The organism is Chitinophagales bacterium (genome assembly GCA_020635995.1).
Lineage (GTDB): Bacteria > Bacteroidota > Bacteroidia > Chitinophagales > UBA8649 > JAFMKE01.
In genome coordinates this window covers 76,247-95,307 of sequence record JACJYS010000003.1, presented here as the reverse complement: position 1 = coordinate 95,307, position 19,061 = coordinate 76,247, and the positions used below count along the sequence as shown (strand labels likewise).

Sequence of the window (19,061 nt, the reverse complement as noted above, 5' to 3'; positions counted from 1 at the left end):
GTGATTATACGGAGTAAACTATAAAATTGTTTTGATTTAGTTAAAAGATGTGAACTTGTTGTTTTATGCGTTTTCTAAATGAAAAATAAACTCATCTATAGTCCAAGCGTTTGAAATGTCAAAATTGCCTATTTTAGTTCTTCTTAATTCGCTTAAATGTGCACCATTGTTAAGTCTAATGCCAAAATCATTTGCCAAAGTGCGGATATATGTTCCTTTACTACATTGCACCTCAAAATCAACATAAGGCAGATGAGTAACATCTATATCAAATGAAAATATTTGTACTTCTCTACTTTTTAACTCAACATCTTTTCCTTTTCTTGCCAGTTCGTAAGCTCGTTTTCCATTTACCCAAATAGCCGAATACAAAGGAGGAATTTGTTCATAATTACCTACAAAACTTTGTGCTACTTTTTGGCATTGCTCTGCCGAAATTAAATTGGTATCAAAAGTTTCATTTATATCCGTTTCTAAATCATAAGAAGGGGTTGTGGCTCCTAAACTTATTGTGCCGGTATAGGTTTTTTCGGCATCTTGAATACTTTGAATTTTTTTAGTTCCTTTTCCTGTACACAAAATTAATAAACCCGTTGCCAGTGGGTCTAAAGTGCCTGCATGTCCTATTTTAAATTTCCTTCCTTTTAGGCCTAATTTTTTACTTATAGCATATTTTAATTTTTTAACCACATCAAAAGATGTCCACTCTAAAGGTTTGTCTATCAATATAATAGCTTCTTCGCCCAGCTGGGAAATTGGGGTTTGGGGAGTAAAAACCATTTATAAGAATTTGCTTAAAATTTGATACGATAAAAACTGTCCTACAAATCCTATTAAAAAACTGAATAACAGCGTGTTTTTATCTTCATTTTTTAGTGTCATTTGAGCACTAATTAATAATCCTCCTAAAACTATACTTACTATTAAAATAGTGATAAGATTATATTGGCTGGTAGGAATAATACTAATTAGCATACCCAGCACTGCTCCCACACCAACAGTATGAAAATTTAATTTTGAAGTAAAATTTAAAGGAAATAATATGAATAAGGATATAATACAGCCCAATAGCATATCTGGCAATACATGATAGCTTGAAGTTTTGTATAAAGCTCCCTGTTTAAACATAAAATAAGACCAAAGCCAAAATGTAGCTATGGCTATCATGGGTATAAACCTTTGTTTGGGATCTTCTATTTGCCAGCTTGGAAATAACTCCAGTTTCTTCATAAAAAATAAAGAAACCAAGGGGAATAAAACTACTATTGCCCCAAAATACATTAAACGTACGTCATTGTGTATTAAACTGGTGTCTGTAAATTCTTGAGGATGAGCATACACTATTATTAGTGCCATGTATAACGGCATTAAAATAGGAGCAAAAACTAAAGAAATAAATTTAGAAAAACTTTTATTCATTCTATAACTCTTTTCTCAATCTTGCCACCGGAATATTCAATTGCTCTCTATATTTAGCCACTGTTCTTCTGGCTATTATATAGCCTTTATCTTTTAGTTTTTCCATTAATTTTTGGTCAGATAAAGGCTTCTTTTTGTTTTCTGCACCAATTACTTCTTGCAAAATAGCTTTTATCTCTCTTGTAGAAACTTCATCTCCATCTTCATTTTGCATACTTTCGCTAAAAAAGTATTTCAATAAATAAATACCAAATTCTGTTTGTACATATTTTGAGTTTGCCACCCTTGAAACTGTAGAAATATCCAAGCCCGTTTCATTAGCTATATCTTTCAAAATCATGGGGCGTAGCTGTGTTTCATCGCCTGTTAAAAAGAAATTTATTTGATAATCTAAAATAGTACGCATGGTTAGCATCATGGTTTGCTGGCGTTGGCGTATAGCATCTATAAACCACTTGGCAGCATCCATTTTTTGCTTTATAAACAAAATAGCATTTTTTTGGTCGGTACTTTTTTCTTTGCTCGCTTTGTATCCCTCATACATATCCTTAAAAGATTTGCTAACTTTTAAATCCGGAGCATTACGCATATTTAATAACAATTCAAGCTCTCCTTCATTATTTTTTATAGTAAAATCGGGAATAATATATCTATTAACCTTTGCTGAACCTTGACTTTCTGAATAACTGCTTCCCGGTTTTGGATTTAATTTTAGCACTTCATCTATAACACTTTTCAATTCATCCGAGCCTAAATCTAAAGCATTTTCAAGTTTGCTGTAATGTTTTTTAGCAAATTGATCAAAATAATTTTTAATCATTACCTGTGCTTTTCTAATTAGCGGATTGCTATCTTTTCTATCTAACTGAAGTAGTAAACACTCTTGCAAATCTCTTGCTCCAACACCCGGTGGGTCAAATGTTTGTACCAGTTCTAACATTTCTTCTACTTCTTCCTCCGTGGTAGTTATATTTTGAGCAAAAGCTAAATCATCTACTATATTTATTAATTCTCTACGCAAATAACCGTCATCGCCAATACTTCCTATTATTTGACTGCCTATTAAATAACTTTCGTCATCTAATTCTTTTATACCCAGCTGTTTTAATAAAAATTCATGAAAAGTTACACCCACAGAAAAAGGAATATCTGTATGCTCGCTATCTCCGCCACTATTAGCGTATCCATCAGAAGTTTTATAATCGGGATAATCGCCTTCATCATCAAAATAATCTTCTACACCATATTCTTCTAAAGATTCCGTTTCTACATCTTCGTCTTTTCCCCTTTCTTCCATTTCGTCATCCAACTCATCTAATACATTATCTATAGCATCGCCTTCTTCTAAAGCAGGGTTGGCTTCCAACTCTTCTTCTATACGTTGCTCCAAATTTGCAGTAGGTATTTGCAAAAGCTTCATCAACTGTATTTGTTGAGGACTTAATTTTTGTTGCAGTTTTTGGGCTAATCTTTGTCTAAGCATATACGTTATATATACGCCAAAATTACTAAAAAAATGGCTTTGTATCAAAAACTTTGCCGTTTCCTTTTAATTAAATTACACTGAATAAACTACCTATATAAGTAATAAATAATTTGATTTTGAGCTTAGTCTGCTAAGAACTACTATTTCTACACCCTTTTTATAGCAAAAACATATTTTCAAAAGACTATTTGACATTTAATTAGCCACCAATTTTTATTATTTCTGCCATTTTTTCATAAAAATGACATAAAAAACCGTTGGAACGAACTTTGACTAACAAAAAGTGTAACACAAATTAATAACAACAAAATAAAAATATAAAATGGGTAAAATAATAGGAATAGACTTAGGGACAACCAACTCTTGCGTGGCTGTTATGGAAGGAAGCGACCCGGTAGTTATTCAAAACGATGAAGGAAGAAGAACTACTCCAAGTGTGGTGGCTTTTATGGATAATGGCGAGCGTAAAGTAGGCGATCCTGCAAAAAGACAAGCGGTAACCAATCCGAAAAGAACCGTATCTTCTGTAAAAAGATTTATGGGAAAAAGATTTAGTGAAAGTCCTTCTACCGACAGAGTAGCTTACGATGTAGTAAAAGGAGATAATGACACTATTAGAGTTCAAATAGACGATAGAAAATATACGCCTCAAGAAATATCTGCTATCATTCTTCAAAAAATGAAAAAAACGGCAGAAGATTATTTGGGAACAACTATTACAGAGGCTGTTATTACCGTTCCTGCATATTTTAATGACTCTGAACGTCAGGCTACTAAAGAAGCAGGAGAAATAGCAGGCTTAAAAGTAAGACGTATAATAAACGAACCAACAGCAGCAGCTTTAGCTTATGGTCTTGATAAAAAACATCAAGATATGAAAATAGCTGTTTATGATTTAGGTGGTGGTACTTTTGATGTTTCCATACTTGAATTAGGCGATGGCGTTTTTGAAGTAAAATCTACAAACGGAGATGTAAACTTAGGTGGAGATGATTTTGATAACGTAATAATTGACTGGTTGGCTGACGAGTTTAAAAAAGATGAAAATGTGGATTTGAAAAAAGATCCAATGGCATTGCAACGTTTAAAAGAAGCTGCTGAAAAAGCTAAAATAGAATTGTCAAGCTCTTCAGAAACAGAAATAAACTTGCCTTATGTTACGGCTATTGACGGAGTGCCTAAACACTTGGTTAAAAAATTAAGCCGTTCTAAATTTGAGCAGTTAAGCGATACTTTAGTACAACGCACACTTAAACCAATGCAAGAAGCACTTAAGGATGCCGGATATACTAAAAATGATATTGACGAAGTAATATTAGTAGGTGGTTCTACTCGTATCCCTAAAATTCAAGAAACAGTAGAAAACTTTTTTGGTAAAAAACCATCAAAAGGTGTTAATCCGGATGAAGTAGTGGCAGTAGGTGCAGCTATACAAGGTGGAATTTTAAGTGGAGATGTAGATGATGATATTGTTTTAGTTGACGTAACACCTCTTTCTTTAGGATTAGAAACTATGGGTGGCGTGTTTACTAAATTAATAGAATCAAATACTACTATACCTACTAAAAAATCGCAAGTATTTACAACTGCTGTAGATAACCAGCCAAGTGTAGAAATACACGTACTTCAAGGAGAACGTTCTATGGCTAAAGACAACCGTACTATAGGAAGATTTCATTTAAGCGATATACCACCGGCAATGCGTGGCGTACCACAAATAGAAGTAACTTTTGATATAGATAGCAACGGTATTTTAAGCGTAGGTGCTAAAGATAAAGGTACAGGAAAAGAGCAAAGTATTAGAATAGAAGCTTCAACAGGTTTAAGCCAAGATGAAATTGAAAAAATGAAAACAGAAGCTAAAGCCAATGAAGAAGCCGATAAAAAAGCTAAGGAAGAAATAGAAAAATTGAACCAAGCTGATAGTTTAATTTTCCAAACAGAAAAGCAACTAAAAGAAAATGGCGATAAAATTCCTGCTGATAAAAAAGGCGAAATAGAAACAGCTTTAGCCGAGTTGAAAAAAGCTCACGGAGCAAAAGATATGTCGGCAATAGACGGTGCTATGGAAAAATTAAATACCGTTTTCCAAGCAGCAAGTCAAGATATATACAATGCTCAGCAACAAGCCGGAAACGCAGATGCTACTCAAGCTGAACCTACTGCCGATGCAGGCAATAGTAATGCAAGCAACGATGCAGAAGATGTAGAGTTTGAAGAAGTAGATGATAAATAGACGGTTAGACAGATAGAGTGTTAGATAGACTAATAGATGTTTAGATAAAAAATCCCAAGCCACACTGGCTTGGGATTTTTTTTTGTTTATTTTTTTTGTTTTATGAATATTCGTTTTATACCAATAATTTACGTTTAATATAGCATCTTGGGACGTTTAAATAACTTGAATTACAGTTTTCTTTTTACTTTTGTCTTGATACAAAAGTAACAAAAAATCAAGACTGTAATCAAAAACACTAAAATGCTACAAAACAGACGATGACAAATTAATGTATGCTCAATTTCATTTTCCCTAAAGTATTTTTACTTGTGGGAGCATACTAATTTGTCTGTTTACTTTTTTATAATTTCATTCATTTTGGATGTCTGTTTTACATCATTTCTTAACGTATTTTTGATTAAGGTCGGATAAAAGTGCACCTTAAGTTTGCAAGTGGGGCACCCATTAGCCGAAAACTCTGTAAAAAATTAAACTGGTTGAAGAACAAGGAGATGATTTTTTGAACTTTTAGTTCAAAAAATCATCCTCTCAGAGGCGTCATTCCGTAAAATTTTGTAGTGAAACGGAAAAATTTATACGGAATCCCAAATTCCTTTTACGGAAACAATTATTTATACCGAAACCTTAAAAAATGATAAAGCATTTGTAGCAAAGTTGAAATTGTTTGTACCTTGTGGCAAAAATTAATAACTTATGAAATACACAGCCTTATTATTTTTGTTTGTAGCAGCTTTATTTTCTTGCAAACAAAATGCACCCGCAGAAGAAGTAGTAACTGAAACTACCGAAGAAGTAGTAGTACAAAAACTTGGCATTGTTAACGATTCAACCACAGTGGGATGGACAGCCTACAAGACCACCGACAAAGCACCGGTAAAAGGTACTTTCAAACAATTTACTTTAGAAAATGTAAATGATGCAGAAACACCTATTGATATTTTAAACGGAGCATCTATTACCGTTCCTATGAGTAGTGTTTTTACAAAAGATACGGCAAGAGATGCTACTTTAAGAACATTTTTCTTTGATAAATTAGCAGGAGATATTAAAGGAACATTAACCTTTGAAGAAGGTGATGCTTTTTTAACGCTAACCCTTAATGGTGTAGAACAAAAATTCCCTGTACAATATTCTATTTCTGATGATGTTTTTACATTAGAATCAGTAATTCAATTAGCTGATTATAAAGCTCTTGATGCCTTAAAATCATTACATAAAGCTTGTAAAGATTTGCACATGGGAGCAGATGGCGTAAGCAAAACTTGGGAAGAAGTGGCTATAAACGGCAGAGTGGTATTTGCCTACCAATAAGGTTTTGTGCTATCTTCAAGTAAACTAAAATTTTCATTGCAGCAAGTATTCTATTTAATATTTGCTGTAATAGGAACTGTAGCCGTTTTATACTACGGTTCTACCTTAATAGTGCCACTCATTGTGGCACTTTTTTGTGCAGTAGTTTTTATTAAACCTATTGATAAGCTTATACAAAAAGGACTACCCGAGTGGCTTTCTATTAGTATATCTATTCTTATTTTTTTAGTAGTTTCTACGGGTGTTTTTGTAGTTATATTTTGGCAGTTTAATGTTATTTCACAAGATTTGCCCGAAATAAAAACCAAAGGAGAAGACATGTATAATATGATAGCCAATTGGTCTGTTCGGCAGTTTGGGTATAATATTTTTGAATCGCTTTCTGAGTCGGGAGAATTGTTTAAAACACTAAAATCTTATGTGGCTGTTTGGGCATCTTCATTTGCAAGTTTTGTTACACAAATGGTAATGGTTTTAGTTTATTTAGTTTTCATACTAATGCAAAGAAAAACCTTTAAGAAGTTTATTTATAAATCATTTTCAGAAGATAAAAAAGAAACCATTGCGTCTATAATAAAGCAGTCTAAAAAATCTATAACAAACTATATTTTAGGCAAAGGAATAATAATTTTAATACTGTTTGTAGTTTACTACATTGGTTTTTTATTAGTGGGTGTGCCTCATGCTTTATTTTTAGCTTTGTTTGCTTCCATTTTTTCTATTATTCCATACATAGGAAATGTAATAGGTGGTGGTGTAGCTGCCGGTTTGGCTACGCTATATTCGGGTGTGGGAGCAGGTATTTTAGTGGTGGCTGTTATAAGTGTAGCTCAAGTGGCAGAAAGTTATGTGCTTACCCCTTTTATTATAGGCGACCAAATAGACTTAAACCCTTTTATAACCATATTTGGTGTAGTGGCTTTCTCTCTTCTTTGGGGTATGATAGGAACTATTATTGCCTTGCCTATTTTAGGTGTTATAAAAGTTGTGGTTTCTCATATTGAAGGAATGGAAAATTTTAAAGTACTGCTTGAAAAAGAAAAAGATTAAAATTTTTTTAGCTCTTTATACAGTTTATTTAGAGGCAAGCCTACTACATTAAAATAATCGCCTACAATTTTTTCAATTCCTACCATCCCTATCCACTCTTGAATGGCATAAGCACCTGCTTTATCGTAGGGAGCAAAATTGTCAATATAATAGTTTATTTCGTTTAAACTTAAGGTGTTAAAAGATACTTGTGTTATACTTTTAAAAGTTACTTTTTTAGTAGTACTTATTAATGCAACGCCTGTAATTACTTCATGCGTTTTTCCTGATAATTCCTTCAAAATTTTAACAGCATCTTTTTTATCTTTTGGCTTGCCGTATATCTTGTTGTTAAGTGTTACAATTGTATCTGCCGTAATAAGTAGTTCATTATCTTTCAAGTCCTTTTTCATGGTTTCAGCTTTCAGTAAAGCTAAATATTCAGGTACTTCGGTAGCTTTTAAACTTTCGGGATAATCTTCTGCTACCTCTTTAGTTTTTATATCAAAATCTTTAACTATGGCTGAAAGTAATTCTTTCCTTCGGGGCGATTTTGAAGCTAAAATAACATGGTAGGGTAGTTGCAACATAAAGCAAATTTAAAGCAAATTATACCAAACTATGTCCATTTTTAACCCAATAGAGCTAATAAAACAACTAAAAGCCATAAAAACGGCTATTTTTTTCATTTTTAAACACCACATTTACTACAAAATCTCATGCTATAAAATCCACTCCTCCCATTTTCTCTAAAAAACTTCTCAATTTTCAAAAATATAGCTTATTTTTACATTTGAAAAGCCCGAGTTTTGTGGGTTAATGCACAAACTCACGTTGGACAGAATTAAAACAAACAAATGGCAAAAAAAACATCATCACCGAAAAGAACTCACGTTGTAAAACGAGATTCTGGTTGGGCTGTTAAAAAAGAAGGTGCTCAACGAGCTACAAAAGTTTATAAGACTAAAGAACAGGCTGTAAAAGGAGCAGAAAAAAATAGAAAATCTGGAAGTGATGTTGTAATCCATAAAGAAGATGGTTCCATTCAACAGTGGAAAAAATCGAAAAAATAATTATGGATTTTGAGAAAAATATATTTATTAACTGCCCATTTGATGATGACTATTTTCCTCTGTTAAAACCATTATTATATACAGTAAAGAAAATTGGCTTTAACCCAAGGATTTCGCTAGAAAGAAATGACTCTGGAGAAATAAGATTGCACAAAATAAAAGAATTGATTGAGTCTTCTAAATATTCTATTCACGATTTAAGTAGAGCAAAAGCGAAAAAAGAAGGAGAATACTTCAGACAAAATATGCCTTTTGAATTGGGTTTAGATTTAGGTTGTAGAGACTATAATCCAAGTAAAGAATATAAGGACAAAAAAATACTGATTTTAGAGGAAGAAAAGTATAGTACCCAAAAAGCTTTATCTGACTTATCTTTTGCTGATTGTAAATGCCACAAAGGGGAAGCTGAGGAAGTTGTATATGAGGTTAGAAATTGGTTTGCGGAAAACGGACACAAAAATGTACCAAGTGCAAGTTCTATTTGGGATGGTTATAACGTATTTTATGCCGACCTATTTGAAGAAAAATCAAAATTAGGATTTAAACAAAAGGACATCAATAGATTGCCAATTTCTGAATTTATGGATTATATTGACGAAAAAATAAAATAACAGTTGTTAACAACTAAGTTTTCGTTGCGTCCGAAGGACGAACAATGAAAACGCAGGTTGAACGGAATCTGTTGTTGTGATTAATGCATAAATTTACCGTTGCCACCAATAGTAGGACTGGACAATGTACATGTCAAATTTGCTTTCAAAACGACTTTTTTCGTATTGGTGTTTTTAAAAATTATAAGCTTTGGACAGGATAAAATTAAGAACAACATAATTACTGATGACCAACTAACCCATAGACAAATGGTGAAACATATAAAAAATTTAGAGACAATACTTTATGTAAACGACCAGCAAACAAGTGTGGACTTTTATACAAAGATATTTCGGCAAATACCTGACCTAAATGTTCCGGGTATGACAGAATTTAACTTATCTGACAATTGCAAAATTGGACTAATGCCAAACAAGGGAATTGCAAAAATATTAGCAGACAAAACACCGCATCCCGACAGAGGAAATGGTATTCCACGGTGTGAACTGTATTTGTATGTTGACAATATTCAGCTTGAATTTGATAATGCAACTAAAAGTGGAGCAAAATTAATAAGCCCAATTCTTGAAAGAGACTGGGGAGACAAGGTTTGCTACTTTTCCGACCCAGACGGACATATTATTGCATTTGCAGAGAAAATAAAGAAAACTAAATAACTCAAAATTTATTCCCAATCGGTATTAAATGGAGGTTTTCGTTCTCAATTTTTTCATAACTGTTTCAGCTATTTCTTTTGAGCTAAATGGATTTTGCCCCGTAATTAAATTTCCATCTATTTCTACATGAGAAGTCATGGGTATCAATACTTTTTTGTAGTTACTTCCTCTTTCTTTTAAAGAAGCTTCTAAGTTAAAAGGAACGTCTTTTTCCTTCTTGCCAAACTTTCTTCAAACCAATTAAAACCTGTAATAGTTTTATCTTTAATTAAATAATTTCCGTTGGATAATTTTACATTTAACAAGCCACCTACACCGTGGCAAACTACCGAAACTATTTTGTTGTTTTCGTAATGATTTTTAAGAATAGATTGTAATGTTTCATTATTAGCCTAAGTTCGGTTAATCTTTATGGAACAGAACGCTTGACGGTAGTGAGATACAACTAAAAATACTGCATACATAACTGAATATTATCATACTCGTGCCACGACTTGGAGTCGTGGCACGAATATGCCGTTAAGTAGCATCAATTAAATATATAAATATTTGACATTTTATTAAAAAACCACTAACTTTGCTGAACAGTGTATAAAAAACATTAAAACGATTTTTTATACTGACGTTGTACAGCATTTAAAAGAACATGGAAATAATAGACAATTTATCTGAAGACAATAATCACAAGAAATATATTCTTGACATGATTAGTAAGTCGGACGAGTTATTTATTACAAGTCCATACTTAATGAGAGACTTTAATCTTCTATTCAAGGATGAAGTTTTGAATGGAATAAAAAAAATCTATCTTATCACCACTTTACAACCAAATTCTATAGACCAAATTAAAAAGGTCTATTCCCTTAAATCGTTAATTGAAATACCTAAAATCAAATCGGGTGAAATTGAATGCAAGATTTCACTCAACAATAAACTTCATGGCAAAATTTACATTTTCAAGAATTTAAGCAATTATGTTGGGGGCTTAATTAGTTCTGCAAATTTTACGGACAGTGGACTTTACATAAATCATGAATGGGGAATTACAATAACTGAAGAAAAGAGTTTGGTTGAACTTGAAAACTCAATAAAAAAGACCATTGAACCAAAATTTGAATTTCTTTCTCACAAAAGTATCCTTCGATTACTGAATCATTTAAACTCATTTATAAATGCAAACGGTGAACCTGAAGATGATGAAATTGACCTTGATTTAACAGAGCACTTAGAGACAGAAGAAACAGAAAAGACGAAAGGCAAATCTAATGGCGGTGGTGGTTCAATAAGGACATACGAGTATAAAATAACGGAACAATACCTAGAAACTTGGGAAAGTTACTTTAAAGAATTCGTTGATTTTAAGAAAAAAAACAACGAAGTAACAGTTCCTCGTGATTATGACAACCCAGGTCTCTATACATGGTATAGAAAACAAAAAGTATTTTACGCTAATGGAACAATTCCACCTGACCATAAGAAGAAGTTAGAAACAGTTGGCTTTTATTTTGGTGACGGCCATGAAATAAGATGGGCAAGAATTTGGGAAGATAACTATGAACTTTTAAAAGCATATTATGAAGAATATGGAGATTCTGATGTTCCTCACACCCGAAATCGAGAAGATGCTTTTTATTCTTTAGGTAATTGGGTTGCAATGCAAAAAACCTATAATAACCAAGAAGTTTTAAGTGATTATAAAATTGAAAAGTTGAATGATTTGGATTTTATATGGTCAAAAGGTTCACCAGAGTTTAATCCTAAAAATAACCAATGGATGGAGAAGTATAAGGAATTGAAGGAATGGACAAAAAAACACGGAGATGCCCATGTACCTCAAACTAATCCTGATGGTAAACAAAATAAACTAGGTAGATGGTTAAATGACCAAAGACATTTAAAGAGAAAAGGAAGGAAAAAGGCAAACGGAACTATTAGATACTTAGAAGACGAAAGAGTTGATTTATTGCTAGAACTCGGAGTTGACTTTGACCATGAAACAAATAAACATATTGACTCTTTTGAAAAGCAAATACAAGAATTTTTAAGTTTCAGATATCAATATCCAGCATTAAATCCACCAACAGGAACTTTTAAAAAAGAAAGGGACAATTTGGCTCAATGGAGACACAAGTTTGACAAACTTCCTGAATGGAAACAAAAACGTCTGAAGGAAGAAAAAATAATATAAAAACGCTGTACAACAATGTATATAAAAAATAGGCGGAATAGTTGTAAAATCAAGGCTTATGGCTCGTATCATACTTTCTACTTAGCCGAAAGTTTCGTGCTTCGAAATCGCCTACTTTTCATATACTAAACGTTCAGCAACAACAAACATCCCTTAATAAATAAGTAACTTTAAATAAAAAACAAAAAAACCTTTAGTATTGCTTAAACTCTCCACAAGCCTTCTCTACCACCTTTTCTACCGGTTCAAATTCAAAACCAATAGCTTCTTTAATTTTTTGATTGCTAAAATTAAAATCCCACTGTGTAAACTGAGTAGTTTTTTTGGTAATCATAGGTTGCTCTCCCGTTAGTTTAGATTTTAGCCAATAATATCGCCAGCCTATTTCTTGTATAAATTTAGATAGCTCTTTTTGTGGTGCTTTTACACCAAATTCTCCAGCTATCATTTCAAATAGCTTTTTGAACTTTATATTTTCAGCATTTAATATAAACTTTTCGTTTTTATTAGTGCTATCCATTAAAAGTATAGAAGCTTTTGCCACATCTGCTACGCCTACAAAACCCATACTTCCTTTGGGATAAAACGGAATACCGTCATGCACTTGCTTAAATATTTGAAGTGAACCATTATTCCAATTTCCTTTTCCCAAAATAGTAGAAGGATTTACAATTATTACCTCTAATCCTTCCTCTTTTCCTCTCCATATTTCTAACTCTGCATGATGTTTAGAAACAGCATAATTGGTGTTGTCGGGGTGTTCTTTCCACTTTATTTCTTCGCTTATAGGCTCTTTAAATTGGTATGTACCAAAAGAAGTAATAGAGCTAACATATAAAAGTTTATCTACCTTTTTGAGCAATGCCGTGTTAACTACATTAGCCGTCCCTTCTATATTAATTTTAAACATTTTGTATTTCTCACTCGGAGAAAAAGAAATCATAGCCGCAGTATGATACACTTGGCTCACATCTTGCATGGCATTTTCTAAAGAAGAAATATCCAGTACATCTCCTGTTACCCATTCAAATTTACCTTCATAATCTTTAAGAAAAGAAGTATCGCTATTACTGCGTTTTAATGCTTTTACCTTGTAGCCTTTTTGTATTAATTGTTTTACTATCTCTGCTCCTAAAAACCCACTTCCGCCCGTAACAAGTATTTTTTTCATTCTTTTTAGTAGTGAGATTTTAGTATTAAGAATTGAGTGTTTAAAACTTTAATTTACAAATTATTATATTAACTCATTTTCAAATTGCCTAATTTCCCAATTAAAATTATTTCATAGGGCTCATTAAAACAGGCTGTCTTACAGGCATCGTTTCTTCTTGCGGAGCAACAGTTACTGTCCCTTTTATATAAATAACTTTTGTAGTTTCTTCTATAGCGTTAGAGGTAATGGTTATTGACTTATTAAAATTTCCCGGTCTTTTGGCAGTATTATAAGTAACCAATATTTTTCCTTCATCGCCCGGTAAAATTGGGTCTTTAGGCCAAGAAGGCGTAGTGCACCCACAAGAAGCTTTAACTCTGCTTAAAATTAGAGGCTCAGTTCCGTTGTTTGTAAATACAAATTCATGAGTAACTTGAGGTCCTTCGTCCACTTCTCCAAAATCAAATTTTTCTTCTTCAAATGAAATTCTTGCACCACCATCTTGTGCAAATAAATAAGTATTTAAACCTACAAAAAGAATTAAAAAAGGTAATATTTTTTTCATGGAATTAGTAATTATTTGTCTGTAAAAATAAAGAATTATCTTTTAAAGATAGAAGTATTAACACCATTTTAACCAAATAAGATGATTCTACTTTGTATATTTGCAAAACCCATACCAAACCCAATATTTTGAAAATCATGAGTAAAAAAACAGCACAAATAGACAAAGAAAAAGATTATATACAAATAGTTTTAGACGATTACAGATTAGCAATTTTAAGCAGAGAAGCCAGCCTTATGGGACGAAAAGAAGTGCTTACCGGAAAGGCTAAATTTGGCATATTTGGCGATGGAAAAGAGTTGGCTCAAATAGCTATGTCTAAAAGTTTTAAAAAAGGCGATTTTCGTTCTGGTTATTACCGAGATCAAACTTTAATGATGGCTAAAGGCTTGGTTAATGTGCAGCAGTTTTATGCTCAGCTTTATGCCGACCCACAAGAAGGAGCAGACCCGTGTAGCGGAGGAAGACAAATGAACGGACATTTTGCTTCGCCATTAATTGATGAAAAAGGGGAGTGGCTGGAAGCTAAAAATTTATACAATACCGCTGCTGATATTTCTTCTACTGCGGGGCAAATGCCACGAGCTATTGGTTTAGCTTTAGCTTCTAAATTTTATAGACAAAATAAAGAATTGCAGGGCGAAAATCCTTTTTCTAATAAAGGAAATGAAGTGTGTTTTGCCACTATTGGAGATGCCAGCACATCGGAAGGACATTTTTGGGAAAGCATTAATGCCGCTTGTGTGTTAAAAATTCCATTGGCTTTTACTGTTTACGATGACGGCTATGGTATTTCGGTGCCTAAAAAATATCAAACTACTAAAGAAAATATTTCTGAAGTATTAGAAGGTTTTCGTTTAGATGACAACGGCAATGGAATGTACATTTTTAAAGCAAAAGCTTATGATTATGTAGAGCTTTGCAGTGTTTATGAAGAAGGAATAAAATTAGTTAGAGAAAAGCAGATTCCGGCTTTGTTTCATATTACGGATGTTACTCAGCCTCAAGGACATAGCACCTCAGGTTCGCACGAAAGATACAAAAGTAAAGAGCGTTTGCAGTGGGAAAAAGATTTTGATTGCCTTGCAAAATTTAGAGCATGGATAGAAGAAAATGCTATAGCTGATGCCAATACTTTAGACGAATTAGAAAAAGAAGCTAAAAAGCAAGCTTCGGAAGAAAAACGTGCCGCTTGGGCAGCATTTAACAAGCCTATTAAGGAGGAAATGAGCAAGCTTTTAGCTATGTATAGCAGTCTTCAAAATATAAGTACAAAATCTACCGAAATAGCAAAAGCTATAGAAGATTTAAAAACGGCTTATAATCCGGTAAGAAAAGATTTGTTGGAAAGTGCCAAAAAAGTATTGCGTTTAAGTAGAGGAGAAAATAATGCAGAAAGAAATCAGATATTAAATTGGGTAAAAGCGTATAATAAAGATGTAGCCAAAAAGTATAATACGCATTTGTATAGCGAAACACCTTATGCGGCTTTAAAAGTTGAAGAAGTTAAGGCTAAATTTTCTGCAAACAGCGAAGAAAAAAGTGGTTTTGAGGTACTAAATAAAGCTTTTGATTTAATATTAGAAAATAATCCTAAAGTAATAGCTTTTGGAGAAGATGTAGGAAAAATAGGAGATGTAAATCAAGGTTTTGCAGGAATGCAAGAAAAGCATGGCAAGCACCGAGTTTTTGATACAGGAATTAGAGAATTGACCATAATGGGGCAGGCTATAGGTATGGCTATGAGAGGTTTGCGTCCTATAGCAGAAATACAATATTTAGATTATTTAATTTATGGTTTACAGCCACTTACAGACGATGTGGCTTCGCTAACATACAGAACCAACGGCATACAACGTTGCCCTTTAATTATTAGAACAAGAGGACACCGTTTAGAAGGAATATGGCATACGGGCTCGCCTATGGGAATGATTATCAATTCTTTAAGAGGAATGAACGTATTAGTACCCAGAAATATGACACAGGCAGCAGGATTTTATAATACTATGCTAAAAAGTGATGAGCCGGCATTAATTATAGAATGTTTAAACGGCTATAGATTAAAAGAAACCGAACCCGATAATTTAGCTGAGTTTACCTTGCCTTTGGGCATTCCGGAAGTATTGCAAAAAGGAACAGATATTACATTAGTTACTTATGGTTCTTGTGTGCGTATAGCAGAAGAAGCTATAAAACAGTTACAAGAATTTAATATTAGTGTTGAGTTAATAGATGTACAAAGTTTATTACCTTTTGATATTAATAATAGTATAGTTGAATCATTAAAGAAAACTAACCGCATTTTGTTTTTAGATGAAGATGTGCCGGGTGGAGCCAGTGCCTATATGATGCAACAAGTAATAGAAAAGCAAGAAGGCTATAAATATTTAGATGCTAAGCCAACAACGCTGAGTGCTCATGCTCATAGAGGGTCGTATGGTACTGATGGCGATTATTTTAGCAAGCCAAATGCCGATGATGTATTTGATGCGGTTTATAAAATTATGAATGAAAGTAACCCAAAGAAGTTTCCGGTTATTTATTGATATTTGAAAACTTTTTTGTATATTTACTAAAACAATGGCAGATAAACATTACATACCAAAATATACTTATGCCGATTATATGCAATGGGATGGCAAATGGGAATTAATTTATGGCAGTCCGGTAGCTATGAGTCCTTCGCCAAAACGCTTGCATCAAGAGTTAGGCGTTTTATTTATTGAGTTTATAAAGTCTGAACTAAGAAAAAATAAAAAGGAATGTCCTTGTTCTTTGGTTTATGAGTTAGATTGGAAGATAGATTCAGAAACAATAGTTTGTCCAGATATAGCTATTATCTGTGATTCATCATATACTGATTTTATTGAAACATCACCGATTTTAATTATAGAAATTTTATCTTCGTCAACTCAGCTAAAAGACCGCAACACAAAATTTTCGCTTTATGAATCTTGTGGCGTTAAATACTATTTAATGGCAGACCCCGAGAAAAAACAAATTGAAATTTTTGAATTGATAGACAATAAATATAAAAGTAGGGTAGAAGGTAATGACTTCCAACTCACTAAAAGTTGTAATATTTCTATAGATTTTGATAGCATTTTTGCTGAACTGAAATAGCTTGCTATTAAAAATTCCTGTTACCTTTAATTTATGCTTTCTAATTATAAGAAAATAAGAAGTGTATTTTATGTTATTGCCATTATTTTACTGCTAATAAGATTGTATAATGGCTTATTGTTACATCAATTAAGTGGCAATCCTGTTTTTTATACCAGCAAAGATTTAAGTTTTATTGTTTTTTCATCTATTCCGTTTATTAAAACTGTTTTGCAAAGCAGTTTTACAGCTTGGTTTATTGATATTACATTATTTATTAGTGCTTTAGGGGCATTGTTTGTACCTAAAGCAAACAAATTTCCCATACTTTTTAGCATAACGCTCTTTTTCTATATTGTTATTTACTATAGTTCTCATGGAGTGCACCATAGTTTGGTAGGACTATTTTTTATGAGTATTCCTTTTGTTTTTGATAACAAAAAAAAGTTTGAAACAGCTTTAGCTTGGGTGCGTTTATCTGTAGTTTGGGTTTATTTTTCGGCTGGATTGTGGAAAGTTATCAGAGGTGCGTTTCTTCACGGAGGATATTTTTCTACACTTATTAAAGAACATTATGGCTTACAAATGTATTTATCTCCCGATACTTTAGCTAATAAAATTAGATGGTTTGTAGCAGATAATGTAGCATTGAGCAATAGCTTTTTTATATTGCTTGTTATTGCGGAACTATTGTTTATTATTGCTTTTTTCACTCAAAGATATGATAAATATTTCGCCATTTTTATTTTGGTGTTTCAATCATTAACTTGGTTTTTTGCCGATACTTACTTCTTTGATTTTGCTCCTGCTTTATTGCCGTTCTTTTTTTATAAGAATACAGATTTAACAATCAAAATATTTAAAGAAAACAAGGTAGCACTTTCATTGTATTCATTGCATTTATTGGTGTTTATTTATGCACTTATGCTTATTGGTTTAGGCAAATATAATAGTGCAGTATTTTCAGTATTTCCATTTCAAAACTATTATATGTATTCTGACCCTTATACCAAAAATGAATTTAGTTTTATAAAAATAATGAAGAGAGATAAGTGTCTTAATTGTGCTTATCAATTTCCGCCTCAAAGAGAAGTAATAAATGCTAATATTAAATATTATAAACCCAATGATACAGTACTAAAAAAGTGGATAGAAAAACAAATAACTCAAAAGTATAAATCTTCTTTTACAGAAATTGAAATTGTTTATTTAAACCTACAAAATCAAGTAGTTAAAGAACAAATAAACAGAAAAATGCTTATTACATTTCCTTAGCTACTAAATACACCATATAAGCCACATAACTAACAAGAAGCACCATGGCTTCCCATCTGTCTAAAATTCTTTTTCCGCTGGTAAACATTGCTATAAAAACAAAGATAGTTCCTATCATTAGTATAACTAAATCCGTATTAAAAGCGGTGTTGTAGCCTATGGGGTTAATAATAGAAGAAATAGATAGAATTAAGAAAATATTAAAAATATTAGAGCCAATAATATTGCCCATGGCTATATCATTGTTTTTCTTTAACGCTGCTACTACAGATGTTGCCAACTCCGGCAAAGAAGTACCTGCTGCCACTATAGTTAATCCTATTAATTTTTCATTAATACCTAAATTTGTGGCAATAATAACAGCATTGTCCACTACTAATTTTCCGCCTAAAATAAGGCTGCTTAATCCTAAAATTAAAAACACAACAATTAGTGAAATCTTTTTATCAATGCTATTTTCAGTTATAGTACTTTCTATTGGAGCTTCATTTTTCATTTGTTTAAAAATAAAATAAAGGAAACTCAAAAACATGATGAACAAAATTATTCCATCTACTCTTCCCAAATTCCCGCCATTAAAATCAAATAGATGATTAGCTAATATAAATAGCAAAAGAGCAGCAAAAAATGAAAAAGGAATTTCTTTCCAAACGGTACTTTTTTGTACTATTATTGGCGAAATTAAGCCTGTGATACCCAATATTATAAACAAATTAAAATTGTTGCTACCTATTACATTTCCTAAAATTATATCTTGATTTTTTTGTAGCGAAGCTATAATATTAACCACCAGCTCTGGAGCAGAAGTACCAAAAGCAACAATGGTAAGTCCTATTACTAAATCAGAAACATTATATTTTTTGGCTAAAGCAGAAGCATTTTCTACCAGCCAATCGGCTCCCTTTACTAAAAGAACTAAGCCAATAATTAATAAAAATATGGCTAAAAACATA

17 protein-coding genes and 1 pseudogene are annotated in these 19,061 nt (G+C 32.4%); 10 read left to right on the top strand and 8 right to left on the bottom strand.

All coding sequences use genetic code 11. From position 1 onward, the window contains the following. Positions 1-63 precede the first annotated feature (63 nt). Genes truB through rpoN form a run of 3 tightly spaced genes read right to left on the bottom strand, consistent with a single transcriptional unit; the run spans position 64 to position 2,902 of the window. On the bottom strand, positions 64-780 hold the full coding sequence (truB, locus tag H6578_06225) for a tRNA pseudouridine(55) synthase TruB (GenBank protein ID MCB9226744.1): 717 nt from the start codon (positions 778-780) through the stop codon (positions 64-66). Beyond that, positions 781-1,419: a hypothetical protein gene (locus H6578_06220; GenBank protein ID MCB9226743.1), complete on the bottom strand. Its 639-nt coding sequence runs from the start codon at positions 1,417-1,419 to the stop codon at positions 781-783. 1 nt (position 1,420) lies between these two features. Beyond that, positions 1,421-2,902: an RNA polymerase factor sigma-54 gene (gene rpoN / locus H6578_06215; protein MCB9226742.1), complete on the bottom strand. Its 1,482-nt coding sequence runs from the start codon at positions 2,900-2,902 to the stop codon at positions 1,421-1,423. 325 nt (positions 2,903-3,227) lie between these two features. Between rpoN and dnaK the strand changes: the two genes are divergently transcribed. The 3 genes from dnaK (at position 3,228) to H6578_06200 (ending at position 7,505) form a co-directional block, all read left to right on the top strand. Continuing rightward, positions 3,228-5,141, top strand: a complete 1,914-nt coding sequence (gene dnaK, locus H6578_06210) for a molecular chaperone DnaK (GenBank protein MCB9226741.1) — start codon at positions 3,228-3,230, stop codon at positions 5,139-5,141. 696 nt (positions 5,142-5,837) lie between these two features. Then, positions 5,838-6,455, top strand: coding sequence for a YceI family protein (locus H6578_06205; GenBank protein MCB9226740.1), 618 nt, complete (start codon positions 5,838-5,840; stop codon positions 6,453-6,455). A gap of 36 nt (positions 6,456-6,491) precedes the next feature. After that, positions 6,492-7,505, top strand: a complete 1,014-nt coding sequence (locus H6578_06200; GenBank protein ID MCB9226739.1) for an AI-2E family transporter — start codon at positions 6,492-6,494, stop codon at positions 7,503-7,505. Here H6578_06200 and maf read toward each other — a convergent pair. Next, a complete protein-coding gene (maf, locus tag H6578_06195; GenBank protein ID MCB9226738.1) occupies positions 7,502-8,074 on the bottom strand; it encodes a septum formation protein Maf in 573 nt (190 codons plus the stop codon). The genes H6578_06200 and maf overlap by 4 nt on opposite strands. Before the next feature lie 267 nt (positions 8,075-8,341). Between maf and H6578_06190 the strand changes: the two genes are divergently transcribed. The 3 genes from H6578_06190 (at position 8,342) to H6578_06180 (ending at position 9,825) form a co-directional block, all read left to right on the top strand. Then, on the top strand, positions 8,342-8,557 hold the full coding sequence (locus H6578_06190) for a DUF2188 domain-containing protein (GenBank protein ID MCB9226737.1): 216 nt from the start codon (positions 8,342-8,344) through the stop codon (positions 8,555-8,557). A 2-nt stretch (positions 8,558-8,559) separates the two neighbouring features. Then, positions 8,560-9,168, top strand: a complete 609-nt coding sequence (locus H6578_06185; protein ID MCB9226736.1) for a hypothetical protein — start codon at positions 8,560-8,562, stop codon at positions 9,166-9,168. Positions 9,169-9,420: 252 nt separating this feature from the next. Next, on the top strand, positions 9,421-9,825 hold the full coding sequence (locus tag H6578_06180) for a lactoylglutathione lyase (protein MCB9226735.1): 405 nt from the start codon (positions 9,421-9,423) through the stop codon (positions 9,823-9,825). 24 nt (positions 9,826-9,849) lie between these two features. Here H6578_06180 and H6578_06175 read toward each other — a convergent pair. Next, positions 9,850-10,214, bottom strand: a pseudogene (locus H6578_06175) (type 1 glutamine amidotransferase domain-containing protein). 257 nt (positions 10,215-10,471) lie between these two features. Between H6578_06175 and H6578_06170 the strand changes: the two are divergent. Next, the gene (locus H6578_06170) at positions 10,472-12,013 is read left to right on the top strand and encodes a Helicase associated domain protein (GenBank protein ID MCB9226734.1); all 1,542 of its coding nucleotides are present in this window, start codon (positions 10,472-10,474) and stop codon (positions 12,011-12,013) included. A 193-nt stretch (positions 12,014-12,206) separates the two neighbouring features. On the opposite strand, the gene H6578_06165 is transcribed toward H6578_06170, so the two are convergent. Beyond that, a complete protein-coding gene (locus H6578_06165; GenBank protein MCB9226733.1) occupies positions 12,207-13,184 on the bottom strand; it encodes an SDR family NAD(P)-dependent oxidoreductase in 978 nt (325 codons plus the stop codon). Positions 13,185-13,290: 106 nt separating this feature from the next. Beyond that, the gene (locus H6578_06160) at positions 13,291-13,731 is read right to left on the bottom strand and encodes a DUF1573 domain-containing protein (GenBank protein MCB9226732.1); all 441 of its coding nucleotides are present in this window, start codon (positions 13,729-13,731) and stop codon (positions 13,291-13,293) included. Positions 13,732-13,868: 137 nt separating this feature from the next. Here H6578_06160 and H6578_06155 point away from each other — a divergent pair, with 137 nt between their 5' ends. Genes H6578_06155 through H6578_06145 form a run of 3 tightly spaced genes read left to right on the top strand, consistent with a single transcriptional unit; the run spans position 13,869 to position 18,108 of the window. Continuing rightward, positions 13,869-16,277: a transketolase gene (locus tag H6578_06155; GenBank protein MCB9226731.1), complete on the top strand. Its 2,409-nt coding sequence runs from the start codon at positions 13,869-13,871 to the stop codon at positions 16,275-16,277. A 34-nt stretch (positions 16,278-16,311) separates the two neighbouring features. Continuing rightward, on the top strand, positions 16,312-16,854 hold the full coding sequence (locus tag H6578_06150) for a Uma2 family endonuclease (GenBank protein ID MCB9226730.1): 543 nt from the start codon (positions 16,312-16,314) through the stop codon (positions 16,852-16,854). Positions 16,855-16,887: 33 nt separating this feature from the next. Then, complete coding sequence (locus tag H6578_06145; GenBank protein MCB9226729.1) at positions 16,888-18,108, top strand: hypothetical protein; 1,221 nt, start codon at positions 16,888-16,890, stop codon at positions 18,106-18,108. Here the strand turns inward: H6578_06145 and H6578_06140 are convergent. After that, the gene (locus H6578_06140) at positions 18,095-19,060 is read right to left on the bottom strand and encodes a calcium/sodium antiporter (GenBank protein ID MCB9226728.1); all 966 of its coding nucleotides are present in this window, start codon (positions 19,058-19,060) and stop codon (positions 18,095-18,097) included. The two genes, H6578_06145 and H6578_06140, sit on opposite strands and share 14 nt — an antisense overlap. Position 19,061: the final 1 nt, after the last annotated feature.